Annotated in this window: 23 protein-coding genes; 11 read left to right on the forward strand and 12 right to left on the reverse strand. The window is 55.3% G+C overall.

What is annotated here, in order from left to right:
• Window positions 1-94 precede the first annotated feature (94 nt).
• The 5 genes from BUB23_RS04150 to BUB23_RS04170 all read left to right on the forward strand — a co-directional run bounded on the left by BUB23_RS04150 (window position 95) and on the right by BUB23_RS04170 (window position 5,828).
• Window positions 95-1,273: a CaiB/BaiF CoA transferase family protein gene (locus BUB23_RS04150; RefSeq protein ID WP_073101839.1), complete on the forward strand. Its 1,179-nt coding sequence runs from the start codon at window positions 95-97 to the stop codon at window positions 1,271-1,273.
• Window positions 1,270-2,070, forward strand: coding sequence for an enoyl-CoA hydratase-related protein (locus BUB23_RS04155; protein ID WP_073101840.1), 801 nt, complete (start codon window positions 1,270-1,272; stop codon window positions 2,068-2,070). The genes BUB23_RS04150 and BUB23_RS04155 overlap by 4 nt, the downstream gene beginning before the upstream one ends.
• A gap of 35 nt (window positions 2,071-2,105) precedes the next feature.
• Window positions 2,106-3,074: a hydroxymethylglutaryl-CoA lyase gene (locus BUB23_RS04160; RefSeq protein WP_073101841.1), complete on the forward strand. Its 969-nt coding sequence runs from the start codon at window positions 2,106-2,108 to the stop codon at window positions 3,072-3,074.
• A gap of 122 nt (window positions 3,075-3,196) precedes the next feature.
• Window positions 3,197-4,387, forward strand: a complete 1,191-nt coding sequence (locus tag BUB23_RS04165) for an acyl-CoA dehydrogenase family protein (protein ID WP_073101842.1) — start codon at window positions 3,197-3,199, stop codon at window positions 4,385-4,387.
• A 73-nt stretch (window positions 4,388-4,460) separates the two neighbouring features.
• Window positions 4,461-5,828, forward strand: coding sequence for an MmgE/PrpD family protein (locus BUB23_RS04170; RefSeq protein ID WP_073101843.1), 1,368 nt, complete (start codon window positions 4,461-4,463; stop codon window positions 5,826-5,828).
• 58 nt (window positions 5,829-5,886) lie between these two features.
• Here BUB23_RS04170 and BUB23_RS04175 read toward each other — a convergent pair whose 3' ends face one another.
• The 4 genes from BUB23_RS04175 to BUB23_RS04190 are packed head-to-tail and all read right to left on the reverse strand — an operon-like array spanning window position 5,887 to window position 9,069.
• Window positions 5,887-6,858 (reverse strand): Bug family tripartite tricarboxylate transporter substrate binding protein, encoded by a 972-nt coding sequence (locus tag BUB23_RS04175; protein ID WP_073101844.1) that lies wholly within the window; start codon window positions 6,856-6,858, stop codon window positions 5,887-5,889.
• 47 nt (window positions 6,859-6,905) lie between these two features.
• Window positions 6,906-7,418: a carboxymuconolactone decarboxylase family protein gene (locus BUB23_RS04180; protein ID WP_073101845.1), complete on the reverse strand. Its 513-nt coding sequence runs from the start codon at window positions 7,416-7,418 to the stop codon at window positions 6,906-6,908.
• A gap of 21 nt (window positions 7,419-7,439) precedes the next feature.
• Window positions 7,440-8,258 (reverse strand): SDR family NAD(P)-dependent oxidoreductase, encoded by an 819-nt coding sequence (locus tag BUB23_RS04185; RefSeq protein WP_073101846.1) that lies wholly within the window; start codon window positions 8,256-8,258, stop codon window positions 7,440-7,442.
• A 16-nt stretch (window positions 8,259-8,274) separates the two neighbouring features.
• Window positions 8,275-9,069 (reverse strand): SDR family NAD(P)-dependent oxidoreductase, encoded by a 795-nt coding sequence (locus BUB23_RS04190; RefSeq protein WP_073101847.1) that lies wholly within the window; start codon window positions 9,067-9,069, stop codon window positions 8,275-8,277.
• 90 nt (window positions 9,070-9,159) lie between these two features.
• Here BUB23_RS04190 and BUB23_RS04195 point away from each other — a divergent pair, with 90 nt between their 5' ends.
• Window positions 9,160-10,059: a LysR family transcriptional regulator gene (locus BUB23_RS04195; RefSeq protein WP_073101848.1), complete on the forward strand. Its 900-nt coding sequence runs from the start codon at window positions 9,160-9,162 to the stop codon at window positions 10,057-10,059.
• A 220-nt stretch (window positions 10,060-10,279) separates the two neighbouring features.
• Here the strand turns inward: BUB23_RS04195 and BUB23_RS27655 are convergent, their stop codons facing one another.
• From BUB23_RS27655 to BUB23_RS04225, 6 genes are all read right to left on the reverse strand, one after another.
• Window positions 10,280-10,399 carry a DUF2274 domain-containing protein gene (locus BUB23_RS27655; protein ID WP_073101849.1) on the reverse strand — a complete coding sequence of 40 codons (120 nt, stop codon included), beginning with the start codon at window positions 10,397-10,399 and terminating at the stop codon, window positions 10,280-10,282.
• 243 nt (window positions 10,400-10,642) lie between these two features.
• Window positions 10,643-10,975 (reverse strand): type II toxin-antitoxin system RelE family toxin, encoded by a 333-nt coding sequence (locus BUB23_RS04205; RefSeq protein ID WP_073101850.1) that lies wholly within the window; start codon window positions 10,973-10,975, stop codon window positions 10,643-10,645.
• Window positions 10,962-11,213 carry a type II toxin-antitoxin system prevent-host-death family antitoxin gene (locus BUB23_RS04210; RefSeq protein ID WP_073101851.1) on the reverse strand — a complete coding sequence of 84 codons (252 nt, stop codon included), beginning with the start codon at window positions 11,211-11,213 and terminating at the stop codon, window positions 10,962-10,964. Before BUB23_RS04210 ends, BUB23_RS04205 begins: the two co-directional genes overlap by 14 nt.
• A gap of 145 nt (window positions 11,214-11,358) precedes the next feature.
• The gene (locus BUB23_RS04215) at window positions 11,359-11,574 is read right to left on the reverse strand and encodes a sigma factor-like helix-turn-helix DNA-binding protein (RefSeq protein WP_073101852.1); all 216 of its coding nucleotides are present in this window, start codon (window positions 11,572-11,574) and stop codon (window positions 11,359-11,361) included.
• A 39-nt stretch (window positions 11,575-11,613) separates the two neighbouring features.
• Window positions 11,614-11,964 carry a hypothetical protein gene (locus BUB23_RS04220; RefSeq protein WP_143160877.1) on the reverse strand — a complete coding sequence of 117 codons (351 nt, stop codon included), beginning with the start codon at window positions 11,962-11,964 and terminating at the stop codon, window positions 11,614-11,616.
• Entirely contained in the window at window positions 11,961-12,185 is a 225-nt protein-coding gene (locus BUB23_RS04225; protein ID WP_073101854.1) for an STN domain-containing protein, read from the reverse strand. Before BUB23_RS04225 ends, BUB23_RS04220 begins: the two co-directional genes overlap by 4 nt.
• A gap of 828 nt (window positions 12,186-13,013) precedes the next feature.
• Between BUB23_RS04225 and BUB23_RS04230 the strand changes: the two genes are divergently transcribed.
• Together BUB23_RS04230 and BUB23_RS04235 are read left to right on the forward strand one after the other, a co-directional pair.
• Window positions 13,014-14,282, forward strand: a complete 1,269-nt coding sequence (locus BUB23_RS04230; protein ID WP_073101855.1) for an HNH endonuclease — start codon at window positions 13,014-13,016, stop codon at window positions 14,280-14,282.
• Between the two features lie 116 nt (window positions 14,283-14,398).
• Entirely contained in the window at window positions 14,399-15,247 is an 849-nt protein-coding gene (locus BUB23_RS04235; RefSeq protein WP_073101856.1) for a DUF2971 domain-containing protein, read from the forward strand.
• 159 nt (window positions 15,248-15,406) lie between these two features.
• Here BUB23_RS04235 and BUB23_RS04240 read toward each other — a convergent pair whose 3' ends face one another.
• A complete protein-coding gene (locus BUB23_RS04240) occupies window positions 15,407-15,697 on the reverse strand; it encodes an addiction module antidote protein (protein ID WP_073101857.1) in 291 nt (96 codons plus the stop codon).
• Window positions 15,698-15,714: 17 nt separating this feature from the next.
• The gene (locus BUB23_RS04245; RefSeq protein WP_073101858.1) at window positions 15,715-15,963 is read right to left on the reverse strand and encodes a type II toxin-antitoxin system RelE/ParE family toxin; all 249 of its coding nucleotides are present in this window, start codon (window positions 15,961-15,963) and stop codon (window positions 15,715-15,717) included.
• A 751-nt stretch (window positions 15,964-16,714) separates the two neighbouring features.
• Between BUB23_RS04245 and BUB23_RS27540 the strand changes: the two genes are divergently transcribed.
• The 3 genes from BUB23_RS27540 to BUB23_RS04255 all read left to right on the forward strand — a co-directional run bounded on the left by BUB23_RS27540 (window position 16,715) and on the right by BUB23_RS04255 (window position 17,662).
• Window positions 16,715-16,837: a hypothetical protein gene (locus tag BUB23_RS27540; RefSeq protein ID WP_281255537.1), complete on the forward strand. Its 123-nt coding sequence runs from the start codon at window positions 16,715-16,717 to the stop codon at window positions 16,835-16,837.
• Between the two features lie 128 nt (window positions 16,838-16,965).
• Window positions 16,966-17,334: a type II toxin-antitoxin system RelE/ParE family toxin gene (locus tag BUB23_RS04250; RefSeq protein ID WP_073101859.1), complete on the forward strand. Its 369-nt coding sequence runs from the start codon at window positions 16,966-16,968 to the stop codon at window positions 17,332-17,334.
• Window positions 17,327-17,662, forward strand: coding sequence for a helix-turn-helix domain-containing protein (locus BUB23_RS04255; RefSeq protein ID WP_073101860.1), 336 nt, complete (start codon window positions 17,327-17,329; stop codon window positions 17,660-17,662). Before BUB23_RS04250 ends, BUB23_RS04255 begins: the two co-directional genes overlap by 8 nt.
• Window positions 17,663-17,941 lie beyond the last annotated feature (279 nt).

Below are 17,941 nucleotides of genomic sequence, written 5' to 3' on the forward strand. Positions count from 1 at the left end.
CGGGTTATTGACATCCCGCGTCATGCCCTCTACCATGTGTACGTACAATTAATGTACGCACATTTAAAACGCAGCTATAGCGGGCCCGTTCAACATGCCAGAACAAGCAAACAAGGAAACGCCAAGCGCAAGGCCGTTCACCGGCCTCGTGGTGGTCGAGCTCGGACATAGCGTTGCCGCTCCTTTTGCCGGACAGATTCTTGGCGAACTGGGTGCCCGCGTCATCAAGATCGAGAAGCCAGGCGGAGACGACGCCCGGAAATGGGGACCGCCCTTCGTGGACGGGGCTTCCAGCATTTTCCAGGCGCTGAACCGCAATAAAGAATCGGTCGTATGCGACTTGCGCTCGCCTCAAGAGCGTGCGGGGCTCAAACAGTTCATCGCGGAGAACGCTGATGTCGTCCTGCAGAATCTTCGCCCCGGGCAAGTCAGCAAGCTTGGACTGGATGCTGACAGCCTCGCAAGCCTGAACCCTCGCCTCATCTACTGCAATATGGGATCTTTTGGGCACGCCGGCCCCCTTGCCGACAAGCCTGGCTACGATCCCCTGATGCAGGCGTTCGGCGGCATCATGAGTACCACCGGGCATCCGGGCAACGCTTCCGTGCGTGTAGGCCCGTCCATCATCGACATGGGCACTGGCATGTGGGCGGTCATCGGCATTCTATCGGCGCTACACGAACGGCAGCTCACCGGCCGAGGCCGCACGGTGGATGTGTCTCTTTTCGAAACAGCGGCATGCTGGGTTTCACTGTTGGCTTCCCAGTACCTCATTTCGGGAGAAGTGCCGACTAAGCAAGGGTCGGGCGCAAGCAGCATCGTCCCGTACAAGGCCTATGCCACTCAGGATGGCGGTGAAATCGTGGTCGCTGCGGGAAGCGACGGTTTGTTCCAAAGGCTTGTGAATGAACTGGGAAGGCCGGAATGGGCGTCGGACCCCCGCTACATCGACAATCCATCCCGGGTTGCGAACCAGGCAGCGCTTTACCGGATGCTCGACGAAATCTTCATGGCCGGCACCGTCGAGCATTGGGTTGCGCGCATGGACGAGGCCGGCATTCCTTGCTCCCCGGTGCAAAACATCGCCCAGATGCTGGCCCATCCACAAACTGCCGCACTCGACCTGCTTCAGCGCATCCCCGGCACCGACATGAAGTTTCTCGGGCTTCCGCTGAGTTTCGACCGCCGGCGGCCCACGCCTGTGGGCGCGCCCCCTGCCTTGGGCGAACATACCGAATGCCTATTCAAAAACATGGAGCGTACCGAAACATGAGCCTGCCCCCATACGAAACGCTGGAGACCGACGACACCACCGAGCCGCACATACTCGTGGTCACGCTCAATCGCCCTCAGGTCGCCAACGCCATCAACACACAAATGGGCCGGGATCTGCTCGATCTATGGACCCGCCTCACCGAGGATTCCGGCGACATCCGCTGCATCATCCTCACGGGCGCCGGCGATCGGATCTTCTGCGCCGGGGGAGACCTCAAGGAACGCAATGGCATGACGCGCGAACAATGGCAGCGCCAGCATGAGCTTTTCGAGCGCCAGTACTGGACGCTTGCCGACCTTCCTCTGCCTGTTATCGGCGCCATCAACGGCCATGCCTACGCAGGGGGCTTCGAGATGGCGTTGTCCTGCGACTTTGCCTACGCCGTCGATACAGCGCGCTTTGCGCTCACTGAAGTTTCGCTTGGCATTATGCCCGGGGCAGGAGGAACACAGAACCTGCCACGCGCCATTGGCGAACGGCGCGCCAAGGAGATGCTGATGACCGCCAGGCCCATAAGCGCCAAGCAGGCGCTCGAGTGGGGTGTGCTGAACGAAGTCTGCGCTGCTTCAGACCTGATGCCCCGCGCGTTCGATACCGCCCGCGCCATTGCCCGGAACGCGCCGCTCTCGATCCGTCAAGTGAAGAAGTCAGTGCGCTACGGCATGCAGATGGAAATCAAGACGGCCTACCGTTTCGAGGTGGAGGCGTACAACCATCTCGTTGAAACGGAAGACCGCTACGAAGGCGTGCGCGCATTCAACGAGAAGCGCGCGCCCGTGTTCAAAGGGCGGTAAACCCTCGCCGCAACCTAAAAAGCCGAGGAGACACCATGCAAAACATAGACGTATTCGTTCGCGAAGTCGGACTAAGGGACGGCCTTCAAATCCATCCCACCTTCATGCCCACGGAACGCAAACTCGAGTGGATCCGTCAGGAGGCCGCTGCCGGGGTGGCCGAGATCGAGGTCACCTCTTATGTGCCGCGGACACTCATCCCCCAGTTCGCCGATGCGGAAGAAGTCACCGTCAAAGCCTTGCAAGTTCCCGGCCTCACCGTGGCCGCGCTCATCCCTAATCTGCGCGGCGCGGAACGCGGTATAGAGCTGGGCGTACACAAGCTGAACTTCGTGATGTCGGTCAGCCGAACACATAATTTGAAGAATGTGCGCCGCGAACGGGAAGAGTCTTTGGCCGATTTCAAACGCATAGTCGCTCTCGCCCGCTCACAACCGGCGGAAAGCCGCCCTGTCATTGTGGGCGGCCTGGCTACTGCGCTGGGTTGTTCCTATGAGGGCCGGGTGCCGGTCGATGATGTCGTCAAGTATGCCGTGGCGCTCGCCGAAGCGGGGGCGGACGAGATCGTCGTACCCGACACCGTCGGATATGCCGATCCAAACCAGGTACGACAAGTCTTCAAGGCGGTGCTGGCCGCAGTAGGAAACCTTCCGGTCGCAGCCCACTTCCATGACACGCGCGGGCTCGGGCTCGCCAATGTAAGCGCCGCCCTCGATTGCGGCGTGCGCAGCTTTGATGCGTCGCTGGCCGGCATCGGCGGCTGTCCTTTTGCGCCGGGCGCCACAGGAAATATCGTTATGGACGATCTGTGCTTCATGTTGGATTCCATGGGCCTGCGCACCGGTGTCGATCTCGAAAAACTGCTCGCAGTGCGACAAATCGTTAGTGAAACCTTGCCGGACATTCCCATGCAGGGCGCGCTCGCGCGAGCAGGCCTGCCCCGGAACTATCGCAGCGCCGCACAACGCCAAGCCGACTCCGAACGGCAACTTGTCGCCCAGTAGCCGGCTGCGCCTGCTGGTATTCGGGCGCGCGTCGGATACGCCACAACGATGCGCTGCCATGGAACACGATAGAGGTCGCCGATTTCCACCCTGTCCCATCACACGACGAGAGGCTTGCATTCATGAGCACCGCAACCCGGTATGAAGACGTCCATGTCCCCCTGGGCGAGGACTTTCTTGAGATTCGCGAAAGCGTGAGGCGAATTTGCGCCGACTACCCCGGCGCCTATTGGCGTCAGCTAGAAGCCGAGGAAGCTTACCCCACCGAATTCGTCCAGGCGCTCACCAATGCCGGCTATTTGGCTGCGCTGATTCCAGAAGAGTATGGTGGAGCTGGCCTGCCGCTACGTGCGGCGGCCGTGATCCTCGAAGAAATTCACGCTTCCGGCTGCAACGCGGGCGCGTGCCATGCGCAGATGTACATCATGGGCACCTTGCTACGCCATGGCAGCGAAGAGCAGAAACAGAAATACTTGCCGAGTATCGCAAGCGGAGCGCTTCGCCTGCAGGCGTTCGGCGTGACAGAGCCCACTAGCGGCACGGACACCACCAAGCTCAAGACTCGCGCAGTGCGCGAGGGCGACTGCTATCGGCTTTATGGTCAGAAGGTTTGGACGTCGCGCGCGCTACACTCTGATCTCATGCTGGTTCTTGCAAGGACAACGCCCTTGGAGGATGTCACCAAGAAAACAGAGGGCCTGTCGGTATTCCTGGTCGACCTGCGCGAGACGCGCGGCAATGGATTGGAAATCAAGCCCTTGGCCGCAATGATCAACCACAACACGACCGAGGTCTTCTTCGACGGCGCGCGCGTGCCTGTTGAGAACCTCATCGGAGAAGAAGGGAAAGGCTTTCGATACATCCTGGATGGCATGAACGCAGAACGCATCCTGGTTTCATCAGAGGCACTAGGCGATGGCCGCTGGTTCATCAAGACCGCCTCCAACTATGCCTGCCAGCGAGTTGTCTTCGACCGTCCCATCGGACAGAATCAGGGCATACAGTTTCCCATCGCGCGCGCGCATGCCGAGATCGAGGCCGCCGACCTGATGTTGCGCAAGGCCGCCGCCCTGTTCGCCGCCGGGCTGCCGTGCGGAGCAGCGGCCAACATGGGGAAGATGCTAGCCTCTGAAGCGTCCTGGCATGCGGCCGAGGCCTGCCTGCAAACCCATGGAGGCTTTGGTTACGCGCGTGAATACGACGTTGAAAGAAAGTGGCGGGAAACCCGGCTGATGCAAATCGCCCCTATCTCAACGAATCTCATCCTGGCCTACATCGGAGAACATATCCTCGGTATGCCAAGGTCCTATTAGGAAGTAGCAAGGCATTAACACTGTCGCCCCGCACCGGGCGGCGTCACCTCAGTTTTGTTCAAAGGAGCTCACCATGGCCGGCTTGACAGACAGTCTCTCCCGCTTTGCTTCCAACCCTGGCTTCGCCACGCTTCCCGGCTCGGCAAGCGCAGTCATCAAGACCGGCTTCACTGACACGATTGCCACCATGATTGCGGGGCGCGATACAGAAGTTGTCCAAATCTTGCGCGAATTCGTACGTCAGCGGCAGTCCAGCGCCAGCGAAGCGCAGGTGCTTTTCATTGGCGAGCAAGTCGCCAGCAACGATGCGGCACTCATCAATGGTACCGCCGCCCACGCGCTCGACTATGATGACGTGGCGCTGGGCGGCCATCCCAGCACGGTGCTTGTACCCGCCATTTTGGCGGAGGCCGAGCGTCTGGACGCCTGCGGCGCGGATGTCATGCGCGCTTACCTCGTGGGTTACGAGATCTGGGCTGAACTTTCTCGGCGCGAGCCCGACCCCTACCACCTGAAAGGCTGGCATCCCACCGCGGTGCTGGGCACAGTCGGGGCCGCCGGCGCTGTGGCCTGGCTTAACAGGCTATCTCCCGAACATTGCCGCCATGCCATTTCCCTTGCCGCGAGCATGGCCTGCGGCCTGGTGGCCAACTTCGGCACGATGACCAAGCCCCTACATGCAGGCAGGGCGGCGTCCAGCGCCGTTGATGCCGTAAGGCTGGCCAGCGCCGGCCTCACTGCCGCACCGGACGCGATTGAGCGTCACGCCGGTTATCTTGCAGCGCTTTCACCCAAAGGGGCTGCCGATTTGTCCGACGCTGTTGAGCTCGGAGAACGGCTGCGCATTCTCGAATCCGGTCTCTCCATAAAGAAGTATCCCATGTGTTACTCGACCCACCGCGTGGTTGACGGAGTCCTGGACCTCGTAGAGAAGCACGGCATCCGGCCGGCCGACGTGGAAACGGTGGACGCCACCATCGGAGTCAGCCAGGCGTCGATGTTGCGAAATCATTCTCCGGCAACCGGACTGGAAGCGAAGTTCAGCCTGGAGTTTTCCGTGGCGGCCGCCCTGATCTCGCAGAAAGTGGGGCTGACAGAACTGACAGACAATTATGTGCGCCGATCCGATGTACGTGAACTCATGGGTAAAGTGCGCATCCACACCAGCGAATCCAGTTGCCCCATCGAACCCGTCTTTGCCCTGAGCGATCAGGTCACTATTACCTTGAAAGATGGCAGACGGCTCGAATCGGGCGACATCCGATTTGCGCGGGGAAATGCGTTGCTACCTCTGCAAGACCATGAGCTTAAAGCCAAATTCCTGGATTGTTGCGCAAGTGCGGAATTGGATGCCGACCAGCTGTACACTCGGCTGAACAGCCTGGAGACTCTCAAGAGCATTCGGGAATTAGCAGTCTTCAGCGAACTGACCACTGTCTGAAAATGGCCGCCGCAGAGGGTTGCAATGCTGAGCAGCGCGACAACCCTGCGGCTATCGCCTATTGCTTGCCCTTGATGGAACCGATAGCCTTGGTGAATAGCTGGTTTTGTTTGCTTAGGTAGTCGCCGTAGTCCTTGGGGCTCATTACGCTGACTTCGGCTCCCAGTGTAGTCATGGCCGCGGTGATCTCCGCGCCATGTTCCGCCACCGCCTTCGCGGCGGCTTGGTAGATCGTTTCGATCACTTGGGGTGGCGTGCCTTTCGGCGCCATCAGGCCATAGATGGTCGGGCTGCCAACGTCGAAACCCTGCTCGCGCAAAGTCGGAACGTCCGGATAGACCGAGAGGCGCTTGTCGCTGAAGATGGCCAGCGCACGGAGGGAGCCTGACTCGATGTGGGCCTGGGCGGGGCCTACCGCCGATACAGCCATCTCAGTATGGCCCCCCAGCAATGCCGTAATCGCAGGCGCGCTGCCCTGAAAAGGGATATGCAGCAATTCGATCTTTGCCGCATCCGCGAAGCTCTCGCCCAGAAGGTGGCTGATGCCCAGGGCGCCGGAAGTACCGTAAGAAATAGAGGCCGGCTTTTCCTTGGCCGCCGCAACAACGTCGGCCAGCGTTTTGTATTTCGACTTGGCCGGGACGACTATCATCATTCCGCCGAGCGAGATGCCGGCCACGGGCTCGAAGGAGGACAAAGAATATTTAACCTCTTTGTTGGCCAGGGGGACGATCACCGTTGCGCCAGGTGAACTGCCCACAATGGTGTAGCCGTCAGCCGGAGACGATGCCGTGAAGCCCGCGCCCACGCCGCCGCCGGCTCCGGGCTTGTAGTTCATCACTATCGTGTGGCCCAGATACTGCCCCATCTGGTTCGTGATAGGGCGCAGCATCGTGTCGGTATCCCCAGGAGCAAATGGAATAACCAGCTGAATAGGCTTGGCGGGATAGGCCTCGTCGGCAGGTGCCGGTGAGCTGAACGTCAAGCTGATAATAAGGGTAGCGGCAGCAGAACCAATGAAGTTACGCATAGTTGTCTCCTAATCGTTATAGTGGTTGCGTGATTGACCAGCGCTTGCTATTCGTGATCGACTTGGATGGCCTCCAGGAAACGGGAAACCATGTTGTATGCGGCGATGGTCGCCGTGATTTCGACAATTTCCTTGTCGTTGAAAAATTTCCTGATAGCCGCGAACGTTGTGTCTTTGACACGGATGTCGCGTGTCATTTCATCGCAATAGAGGATCGTGGCGCGTTCCTGTTCATCGAACAGGCGCAAGTCATCCGCTTTCAGTCCATCGACTTGCGCTTGTGTGCAGCCTTCCTTGATTGCAATGGGAAGGTGCTGTTCAAATTCGTAGTCGGCTTTATTCAATACAGCCACACGCATTATCAGAAGTTCGCGGATCTTCGGCGAGAGGCCGCTTTTCTGGCGGATGGCGGTAAGGTAGTTGAGCCAGCCTTCAGCCACAGGCGTGCTATTGAGCAGCATTTTGTAGAGATTGGGTACGCTCGAGCGCTCATTCTGGATTCGCTCGACCAGGGGCTTGATGACTGGATTTGTAATATCCGCATAATTGATTCGTGCCATGCTTATCTTCCTTTTTCAAAACTAATCGCAACGGGCGCTCATGCCGCCATCCACCACCAATTCGGTTCCGGTGATGAACCGGGCTTCATCCGACGCCAAGAACAAAACCGCATTGGCCGTGTCGGTGCCGTCCCCCATGAATGGCAGAGGAATTCGCTTCTGCCGTATCTGCAGCAAAGCCTCGACGTCGCCCCGTGATTGCTGTTTTGCCAGAAATGCATCGACGAGCGGCGTGTGCAATTGGCCAGGCAAGACAGAATTAATGCGTATGCCTTTCTTCGCGAATTCGACGGCGGCAACTTTCCCGTACTGGATCACACCGGCCTTTGCCGCGGCATATCCCACTTGAGCGGCGCCCGTCCAGCGTATGCCGGATGTCGATGACACGTTGACGATCGCGCCGCGCCCTTGCTTTTCCATCACGGGAAGAACTTGTCTGCATGTGAGGAAAACCGATGAGAGGTTGATCTCGAGCTGTTTGCGCCAGTCATCTTCGGAGAGTTCGGTAGCCCCGCCTGGAATTGGAGCCCCTACGTTATTGACGAGGATGTCGATCCTTCCGTGGGACTGAAGGACTTTCTGGATCAATTCTTCGACCTGACTTGAATCGGTAACGTCGCATATTTGGGGCTCGATGCGGGATCTGGACCCGCCGGCCATTTCCAACGTCTCCGGAAGCGATTCGGGATTTTTGTCTACCGCGATCACCGTCGCGCCTTCTTGGGCAAATCGGACGGCAATGGCACGGCCGTTTCCCCATCCAGGGCCAACGCAGCCAGCCCCCATGATGATCGCCACTTTATTCGCCAGCCGCCCGGAGCCTGCGCTTGGATTGTTCATATTGCTTCCTTGCCGGCTAGCGTGTAGCCATGGTGATGCCGCCGTCCACGATCAACTGCTGGCCTGTGATGTATTTGCTTTCGTCGCTCGCCAAGAAAGCCACCGCATTGGCAACATCCCAGCTGTCTCCCATCTTGCCGGTGGGCACTTGATTGTGGCGATGGGCAACAAAGCCTTCGAAATCGCCGCCCGCGTATTTAGTTGCCAGGCGCTCGACCAGAGGAGTGAACATCAGGCCCGGCACGACAGAATTCAGGCGGATGCCATCTTTTGCGTAAATGACAGCGGTGGTCGCGGTCATCTGCATCAGCGCGGCCTTTGCCGCGGCATATCCCACCTGGGGCTTTCCCGCATACCTCAGGCCGGCTATGGATGATATGTTGATGATCGAGCCGCCACCAGCGGCTTGCATCAGGGGGATGACATGCTTGCAGCAAAGAAATGAGGAAGTCAAATTCACCTGCAACTGATCATTCCAGGTTTCCTCGGACATGGTGACCGGGTCGCCCGGCTCCGATCTGCCAACATTGTTTACGAGGATGTCTATGCGCCCATAGGCATCCATGCAGGCTTTGACCAGGGCCGCGACTTGCCGGGAGTCTGTGACATCGCACTGCCGAACGTGAATCTTCCCTCCCTCGTCACTAATGACTTTGGCGGATTGCTGAGCCGCTTCGATGCTCAGATCGCAGCCGTATATTGATGCGCCTTGCCTGGCCAGGACAGCCGCCGCAGCCTTGCCGTTCCCCCAGCCATCACCGATCGTTCCACAGCCGGTTACGATGGCGACTTTTCCATTAAGACGAAACATTTGACCTCCAGAAGTTTTCTGGAATCAAGAGTAACGGGGCCCGCGGAAGAAGTTAAGTTCCAATTTAAAACTTATTGATAGACAAAACGAATGAATCTTTCGATCAGACAGCTCAGGATATTCGTGCTATTGGCGGAAACCCTCAGTTTCCACAAGGCGGCGGAAATTCTCCATGTAACCCAACCGACATTAAGCAAGTTGCTGAAGGAGATCGAGGAGTCTCTCGGCATTCAATTATTCGAAAGAAGTACGCGGGTTGTAAGACTTTCCAGGGACGGACAGGATCTGCTGCAATCCGCCAAAAATATAACAGCGATGTATGAGCAAGGAATGTGCGATATATCCGAGAGGCTGAGAGAGAAAAACAACCGGATGGCAATCGCTGCTTTGCCTACTCTGGCCGCCTCCTTAATTCCCAAGCTGATTCATAATTTGAAGAAGACCAATCCGGATGCAAGGATTCAGGTTTATGATCCTGTCGCCAACGAAGTATTGGATTTGCTGCGATTGCGCAAGGTCGATATTGCCGTAACGGCGATAGGTTGCGACAGACCGTCAGACCTTTTATATCAGGAACTGTTCAACGAACAATTTGTTTTGTTTCACAGCAGCAGCATTACTCCTGAAATAAAGCATTGGAATGTCGCTGAACTGTCTCGCCTACCGCTTATAAGCATGCCGCCTGGAACCAATGTCAGGGCATTGACAGAAACCGCATTTCAAAGTGAATCACAGACATTCTCGCCGATCTATTCGCTGCGCGACCTGAATACCGTGGCACGTTTCGTGCAAAGCAATTGCGGCATTGCCTTGTTGCCTGAATCCTCGTTCGACCATACATCGCAGATCGGCATCAGCAAGACAAAGCTGCATGGGGCATTGTCGCGCTCGGTCGGAATGTTTACTCCGAGGGACCTTCCGCCAAAAGAGCTGGTTCAATTGGCTTTGTCTGAATTATTGGCCCTCGGAAAAGACAGGGTAGAGCCCTAGGCTAAGTACATAATGTCTGGGGGAAATAAAAAAAACAGGCGTTGATGATTACCTCACACTTCACTCAGCCGCAGCCTGCGGAATAACTTCTCGGCCAGCTACAGAAAAATCGCGCCGGACTCGAAGACCCGGATCGGCTGCGGGCCGCTGCGATCCACCAGCACGGTGACCATCCTCTACATAGCCACCGATCAATACATCCGTATGGAAACAGTGGCTGTTATCTCGTCCGACGAAGCCCTCGATCCGTCGCCATGAACCGTTCCAACATATGCGGAACAAGCGCCACGGAATCCATCTGCCCCCCATACAACCGGCTATGTGCGGCAGCTAAATCCACGCGTCAAAAGAAAAAACCACGAGCCTACGCTCCCCCACCCATAAACGCCACACTCAGCAAAAAGCCTTCCTCGTTTTGTATGCTGTGCGGTCAGCCGATCGAACGCGGCACGCTACTAGAGGAGCACCGAGCGAAGTCTCACGGGGAAATCGCTGTGATGCCCTCTACGGTACGTAAGAAACCCGCAGGCCGACCTTGGATAAACATCGTTCAAGGGGGACTACCGTGACTCGGAAAAAGGCGCTAGTTTCGTGGTGTCAAAAGCCGATTGAGTGCAGAGCGATAAGCGGCAAGGCCTTCACGTTTGTCAACGGCCAGCACCAGAACAACAAGCGCATCATCTTCCACGCTGTAAACCAGCCGGTAACCTTGCTTACGCAGCTTGATTCTGTAGCAGTGCTGCAGATCGCCGTGCAACTCCGAACCTGGCATGTGAGGCTGCTCCAAACGTTTGCGAAGCGCCTTACGCAAGGGTTCTTTAACGCTACCGTCTAACTCATTCCATTCAGCAAGCGCCTCAGGAATGAATTTAAGGCGATATTTTGCGTTGCCTGCAATCGCCTCAGATTTGCTCAAGGTCCACCTCGACGGCGGTGTCCTTTAGCGCCAGGCGCTGGCGTGCGATGTCAATGAGATCCCGATCAGCCAGCTCTTCTACTAGCGCTTCAAATAGTTTGGGTGTCACCATATAAAAAGCAGGCCGATTATGGTTCAGCACAGCCACCGGCTTTTCACCCGCCGTGCGTAACACTTGCGCCGGGTTTTTCTTGAACTCGGACATGCTGATAGAAAAATCAGCGTAAATAGCATCCATGATGCGCACTCCTTTTTTTAGGCTACAAATACAACTCTAAATATAGCGCTAAATTTGACATCAATCAAGGAGCAACAATCATTTTTTTCCGATCGCTAACCATTGTGTTGGCACCCGCAGGCGCTGGTAATCACGCATAGAAGAGCTACGACGCGCCCGCATGCGCATGCAGCAATTCCTGCTCGCAATACGCATGCGCCTTGCGCAGTTCGTTGCGCACCTTGGCGGGCGTGACGCCGTAGCGACAGGCCACTTCCTGGGCGCTAAGCTGCTCCACGCGCGCGGCCAGAAAAATGGCGCGGCGCTGGCGCGGCAGGCATTCGATGGCGCGGATCAGCAGGGACAGCACCGAGCGGCCCACGGCGATGGCTTCCGGGCCGGGCGCAAGATCGGGCTGGTCTTACAGGGCTGAGTCCTCCCCCCATTGCACGGCGCTGTGCCGGGTATCCGCGCGCAACTGGTCGATGGCCCGGTGATAGGCCATGCGCAGGATGTAGGGGCCGGGACTGGCCACGTGGCCGATGGCAGGCAAGACCAGGATCAGTATGGGTTGCGCCAGCCCCGCCGGCGGGGCCGAGCCGACGCGCAGCCCGGACAGCAGTTGATCGATGCGCTGATCGCGCGCCTGGCTGCCGGAGGTGTCGAGCCGCTTGTAATGCGTGACCTGCCCCTGATTACCGACCCGCAATTGCATGGCCAGGCGGTAAGCCCCAGGCCGCGTCAAGGCCGACCCGCACAGGGCGGCGATCACAATCGCCTGCAATCGCGTCGCATACTGGCGATGTGCGGGATCGACCCTGACCCCACGCTGCGCATGTTCAACCCCGTGCCACGCAGCAACTGCGCCAGCGCCTGATCCGGCGCCATACGACCCTGCACGGGCGAGACCTGACGGAACATGTGCACCACGTCCACCGCCATCGAAATCCCCGTCAGATGCGCAAAACGCTCCAGTGCGTCGCTCAGGGGCATTGCTGGAATATCGAAGTCACAAGATCGGCGGCACCGGGATCGTGCGTCGGCAACGGCTGCGCAACCCCTTCGCGATGCGCCAATGCAAGCAGAAAACACGCCAGAACACAGGCCATCACCGTACGACCGACTGTTGCCTGGATCACTGCTGGCTGTCGCACATCAACTCATCGCATTATTGGTGTCGGTATACATCGCGGGAAGCGCGGTTCATCCCAATCGACTTCCCGAAGGGAGTGGCAAGCATATATTATATATTTATTACATGACACGGCTATGACATTCATGCTTCTACACCTGCGTCGATCGTCTTACTTGACCAGATCGCTATTACCTTTCCTCCGACAGCCCTCGTTTTTGAAGGGTCTGATCCTGGCGCTGCCAGCCCTCGTGCCGTCAGCCAACAACGAAGGGCCAATCGCCCCGGGCACATTGGGACCGCTTTTTTTTTGCCCAGATACCGTGCTATCTATATAGGGCTGGCCAAGACATCCAGTCCGTCGCGTCCCGTGGCAGCATGGCGACTTGTTGCGCGGTTATCGGCAGGCCTGGGGCAATCGGATCAGGAGGTTGCGGCGATCAGCAGGCATAAGTCTATGCAGATGTTGAAGCGGTATCCCATCTTAGGGCTGAGGATTTGGTGGAAAAGCTGAATAAATTGGAGCTTTCAACGCGTACTATCGGCCAAGAGCAGCCGGTCAAGTAGTCATCCCCAATACGGACGCTGGCCTGTCCGCATGATCGCTAATGCTCAGGCGTTTGCGTCTTAAAAACTGTCAGGCTTCCCTCGGAAATACAAAATTGCATAATCATGTCAATGGAAGCCTCATGTACAAATGGAGTGAAGAATTTATGCTGTGCATTATCTGTCGAAAAGATAAAGACGATATGAGTGATGAACACGTGATCCCCGATTCTCTGGGCGGCTACTATCACATATTCAATGTTTGCGAGACTTGCAACTCAAAAATGGGCGAGAAAGTCGATTCCCCACTGGTTAATCATAAGTTGACAGAGCTGTACAGATTTGCCCAAGAGATAGAAGGTAAAAAAGGCATTGTTCCCAATCCTTTCTCCGGTATTTTTTTAGAAGAAGGGAATCCTGACGTCAAAGCCAGGGTGGATATTAATAAGGAAGGGAAGCTAGAAGTTCTGTATCACCCGGCCATCAAGTTGACGGAGGATGCCGGAGTGGTTCAGTCCATTGAAATTGCCGTGGACTCGAAAGATGAGGGGAGGATTGACGGGATTCTTCAGAAAATCGTAACGCGTAAGGGAATTCCTGAATCTGCAATCATCAAAGGAGAACGGCGGCGTGAGATAAGGACTGGCGGAGTTGGTGGACGTTGGGAAATAGATATTCTTAAATTCAAAATAGGCCTGCTGAAGATCGCCTATGAGTTTGCAGTTGACTCAATTCCGGAATTTTTCTCTGATGTTGATGCCATAAAAATATCCGAGATTCTGAAAAATGCTAACTATGAGGGCGCTAAGGAGTATGCAAAAATCGGTTCTGGCTTGCAACCAGAAATTTTTGAACCATTCGTCAATTACTTAGACCTTTCAAGCAGAAAACACTATTTGGTGCTAACCCCCGCTAAGTTCGGTTTGTTGTGTCTAGTTAAGCTCCACAACCTTTTCTCTATCGGTATTGTTCTATCCAAGAGAAAATTTCTGGACTTCACTGAAACCGTTATTGGCGTGAATGACATTGACGGTCGAAGCTTTCGCAAGCTTCGCATACCTGATCTCATAAACGAATGTATGGGACCGGTGCACACTAGGTTCTGCTATTACTTTCACGACGAACATGAGAGAGCCAAGGGCGAGCCAGAAGTCAATTCTCCGGGGTATCGTTACGAAGGAAATGATAAAGCCGAGATTCCTCTATATAAGAAGAATGGTGAAAGATACCCATTTCTTGCTCATCAGCTATTGGAAAGAAGCGTTTGCCAATCACGAAAAGACGAAAATTGGCAGATTGAAGTATTCTGGTTCGATGAGATTCAAGAATACTATGTAAAGTCGGTTGGGTCAGGAAATATGTATCGGGTCATCGCACTGGAAATGAGCCGAGAGCAAATCAGAAAGGTATAAAAAGGCGGTTCGCTGACCGTCCGCTCCGGGTCGGATTTGGACATCTGTCTTTGGCTACAATCGGCCAAATGCGGTCAGTCCCCGAATTATGATTATTTCAACTGCCAAGAGTTCGCATGGATATTCATCACTACACTAAAGCAGCCACTCTTCCTCTTATCCTTAAAAGCGGAAAAATCCGTTTCACGCGTGCGGACTGTCTTGATGATAAAAGTGAGATGCCATTTAAGACCATGCACATCGACCCACGGAATTTCTTTGTCAGCTCTTGGACTCACAAGGCCAGTGAGCAATCTGGCCAATGGTACCGATATGCTGACGCTCACGCTGGCGTGAGAATCACAATGCCGAGCCCACCGTTCGAGTTTCAGAATGTCAATATAGATTTCTACCGAGAAAGCAGAAGAGGTGAGTTTGCAGGCAAGAAATTCGGCATTCAGGTCAAAGATGTAGCACTACCGTACTCTGTGTCTAGCATGTTCGGTGACGGTTATGTGCTGTCTCCTTGCAGCGGCAATATACAGGATGACTTTGGAGGGAAAGTTGTCTATGTCCCTGACCCAGCTGCGCATGTGAAAAGGTTTATATCTAACAATGCCGACGGTACGACCATAGTAGGGGGGGCCCAGTTGGCGCGCATCAAATCAACTCCATGGGAAGATCAGGCTGAGTATCGGTTTGTACTTATGGCGATCGCAGGGCCCCAGTTAAGCTACGTAGAATCTCCTAGTGACTATCGGATAGCTCTGTATGACCTTATCGAGGCTAATGCCATCGCAGCCCGCCCTATGCCGCCTCCAGCGATAATGTCCATTGATCTACCAATTACAGCAGCAGCACTGGACAGTCTTGTCGTTACTTTGGGGTCCAACATCACAGAGGAGGATCGTGATTTGGTGACCCAAGCGGTTGAGCGATACGCGCCTCGAGCCGAGATAGTCGGTAGCAGGCTAGTAACTCGCTGAATGGTAATCCCCCATAAAATCACAGTGAACCGAAATAGAATTTCCCACAACAAGGAAATTCAAGAAATGAAGCAATCCCGATTTACCGACAGCCAGATTATGGCGATCCTCAAACAAGCCGAAGCCGGTATCCAGTAGGATGCTAGTGCAGGATAATGTTCAGGCTGGCGTCACGCTAAGACGCAATCCGACCGCATGAAGTAATTTATACACTGTTGCAAGCGTCGGGTTCCCCTTGCCAGACAAGGCCCGAAATAGCGTCTTCTCACCCAACTCCGCCCGTCGGGCGACTTCCGCCATGCCATGCGCCTTGGCAATCTGCCGCAAAGCCACCAGTAGGGGCGCCGGATCATCCAACTCAATAACCGCTTCCAGATAGGCGGCGGCCTCGACAGGATTTCGCATTGCCGCGATGGTCGATGCTTCGTAGCTTTTATCACGTGCTTTCATGGTTCACCTCGTTCACGCTAATCATTTAAATACGCCAAGGCGCTGTTGATCGCCCCGCGTTGACCAGACTTGTCGCTGCCACAAAGCAGCAGAACGACAACCGGCCCCTGACGACTCAAATAGACGCGGTAGCCCGGACCGTGATCGATGCGTAGTTCCTGCACACCATCACGCAGAGGCCTGCAGTCACCAAAATTGCCAGCTTGGACACGCGCCAGCCGTGCCCGGATACGAGCACGGGCTTGCACATCCTTCAAATTGGTCAACCACTCAACGGTGCTCTACCATCCACCGTCTGATAGATTCTCGGCGTTATCACAATAGTATCTTAAAAGATACTTACTGGGTAGCACTTCGCCCTACTATCATGGACGACTATGCCTTCGACGAATCAGCGTGTTTCGTTCCGGGCGGAAGGGCGAGTGACTTCCACCGACCGAGGCTGTGCGAAAACGTTTATCGAATTGCCTCTCTTTCAGACTCGACCTCTCAGATCGCTTCAGAATCTATTTTCCTGATTCCGGCAAGGGTTCAAGCAACCCTGAAAATGTTCACTCGAAGAGTTTTCACACATCTTCAAGATCCTCCGGCGTCAATACCTGTTTAGCGATCAATCGGGAAGCGGCATCGCTTTGCCATGCCGGCAGCCCTTGGGTCCACACCAGAATTTCTTGCAATATTGTCATTGCCGCCCTCCCTCAGTTAGCTAGGCATGCGAATACAATTTACCATGAGATTCCAATTGAGACAGAATGTAATTTTCCAGCAGTAAGGTCTCTGGGCCCACTTGAGGCTTGTCTCAGACAGGTCAGATAACACTAAATTTATTTTAGAATCAATAGGTTAGATTAAAAACCTAGCCAATGATGTTCCACACGGTTTCAGTAGATCCCGACGTTGCGTGTCCTCCGAGGCGTACCCTAAACTTGGAGCACTTTGAGTTTTATTGGGGGTGCACCAATGTGATTACTAATCGACTTACAAGTCCAATCTTCTATTCCACGCAACAAGGAATACTTGCTTAACGACAGCGATGGCCTCTACCTGCGTGTGTCCAAGGACGAACAGGGCGGCAGCTACGACCGCGCCATCTTTCCGGCCCTGCGCAAGGAAATGGCGCAGCAAGGGGCCGATTCCTGAACGACCGTCAAGCGGGCAAGATGCCAAGCTTGGCGAAAACGTCGTGTTGTTCAAGCGGAGCACAAGCCTGAATCCCCAAACGAAGGGAACACTACTCCTCAAAACATCCCAGAAATGGTATATTGAACATGAATTCATTCCCAGAAAGGCCGCTAGTCTGGCTCGGTAGCAGCAAGAAAAATCTGTTAGCCCTGCCGATTGCCGTACGCAAGTTTTTCGGCCATGCGCTTAATGCCGCCCAACACGGCGAACAACACGAAGCAGCAAAGGTGCTGAAAGGGTTTGGCGGAGCCGGTGTATTAGAAATTGTCGAAAACGACACGGGCGGCACATACCGGGCCGTCTACACCGTGCGTTTCGCCGAAGCCGTCTTTGTTTTGCACGTCTTTCAAAAGAAGAGTAAATACGGAATTGAAACGCCGAAAACAGAGATGGAGATTATCCGCCAGTGCTTGAAGGTCGCCGCGATCGTCGCGCAGGAGTTGAGAAATGAATAAACGCATCATTGAAGGCATTGAAGTCGAGGTGGGTTCCAGCAATGTATTTGCCGATCTGGACCTGCCCGACGCCGACAAGCTCAAGATCAAATCTGGGCTGACTGTTCAGATTGCCAAGGCCATCTGCGAGCAAGGATTAACCCAGGCCGAGGCAGCAAACCGGATGGGCCTGACACAGCCCAAGGTATCGAGCCTGCTGCGCGGAGAATTCTCGAACTTCTCCGAGCGTAAACTCATGGACTGTCTGAACCGTCTGGGCTATGACATTGAAATTCGCGTGCGCGAAACGACGGAGCCAGTCGGCCATCTGGTGTTGACTCACGCCTAAGGCGATAGTCTAGCCACCATGCTTCGCCTTCTACATCATCGGGCTCAAACTCACGACGAGTAGCTGCGGCAATACGTCGGAATTTGCCACGATATTTCTTCGCAAAATGAATAAACTGCGCCTCGTTATTCATGACATCTTCAGGCAGAAGTCGAGATGGCGAATATTATGCCCGGGTCCCGCCCGAGACCGCCATGATATGGCGCATCGTTTATGTCATATAGCGTTGGCCGATGCGCTTGCCAAGACCCGACCACTGGAGCATGAAACGCAGCGTAA

Origin of the sequence: Pollutimonas bauzanensis (genome assembly GCF_900129885.1) — a bacterium.
GTDB classification, from domain to species: Bacteria; Pseudomonadota; Gammaproteobacteria; order Burkholderiales; family Burkholderiaceae_B; genus Pollutimonas; species Pollutimonas bauzanensis.

Bases quoted from the DNA above. Each gene is read 5' to 3' on its own strand.
- BUB23_RS04150 (WP_073101839.1), top strand. From the start codon at position 95: ATGCCAGAACAAGCAAACAAGGAAACGCCAAGCGCAAGGCCGTTCACC.
- BUB23_RS04155 (WP_073101840.1), top strand. From the start codon at position 1,270: ATGAGCCTGCCCCCATACGAAACGCTGGAGACCGACGACACCACCGAG.
- BUB23_RS04160 (WP_073101841.1), top strand. From the start codon at position 2,106: ATGCAAAACATAGACGTATTCGTTCGCGAAGTCGGACTAAGGGACGGC.
- BUB23_RS04165 (WP_073101842.1), top strand. From the start codon at position 3,197: ATGAGCACCGCAACCCGGTATGAAGACGTCCATGTCCCCCTGGGCGAG.
- BUB23_RS04170 (WP_073101843.1), top strand. From the start codon at position 4,461: ATGGCCGGCTTGACAGACAGTCTCTCCCGCTTTGCTTCCAACCCTGGC.
- BUB23_RS04175 (WP_073101844.1), bottom strand. From the start codon at position 6,858: ATGCGTAACTTCATTGGTTCTGCTGCCGCTACCCTTATTATCAGCTTG.
- BUB23_RS04180 (WP_073101845.1), bottom strand. From the start codon at position 7,418: ATGGCACGAATCAATTATGCGGATATTACAAATCCAGTCATCAAGCCC.
- BUB23_RS04185 (WP_073101846.1), bottom strand. From the start codon at position 8,258: ATGAACAATCCAAGCGCAGGCTCCGGGCGGCTGGCGAATAAAGTGGCG.
- BUB23_RS04190 (WP_073101847.1), bottom strand. From the start codon at position 9,069: ATGTTTCGTCTTAATGGAAAAGTCGCCATCGTAACCGGCTGTGGAACG.
- BUB23_RS04195 (WP_073101848.1), top strand. From the start codon at position 9,160: ATGAATCTTTCGATCAGACAGCTCAGGATATTCGTGCTATTGGCGGAA.
- BUB23_RS04210 (WP_073101851.1), bottom strand. From the start codon at position 11,213: ATGGATGCTATTTACGCTGATTTTTCTATCAGCATGTCCGAGTTCAAG.
- BUB23_RS04225 (WP_073101854.1), bottom strand. From the start codon at position 12,185: ATGCCCCTGAGCGACGCACTGGAGCGTTTTGCGCATCTGACGGGGATT.
- BUB23_RS04230 (WP_073101855.1), top strand. From the start codon at position 13,014: ATGTACAAATGGAGTGAAGAATTTATGCTGTGCATTATCTGTCGAAAA.
- BUB23_RS04235 (WP_073101856.1), top strand. From the start codon at position 14,399: ATGGATATTCATCACTACACTAAAGCAGCCACTCTTCCTCTTATCCTT.
- BUB23_RS04240 (WP_073101857.1), bottom strand. From the start codon at position 15,697: ATGAAAGCACGTGATAAAAGCTACGAAGCATCGACCATCGCGGCAATG.
- BUB23_RS04250 (WP_073101859.1), top strand. From the start codon at position 16,966: ATGAATTCATTCCCAGAAAGGCCGCTAGTCTGGCTCGGTAGCAGCAAG.
- BUB23_RS04255 (WP_073101860.1), top strand. From the start codon at position 17,327: ATGAATAAACGCATCATTGAAGGCATTGAAGTCGAGGTGGGTTCCAGC.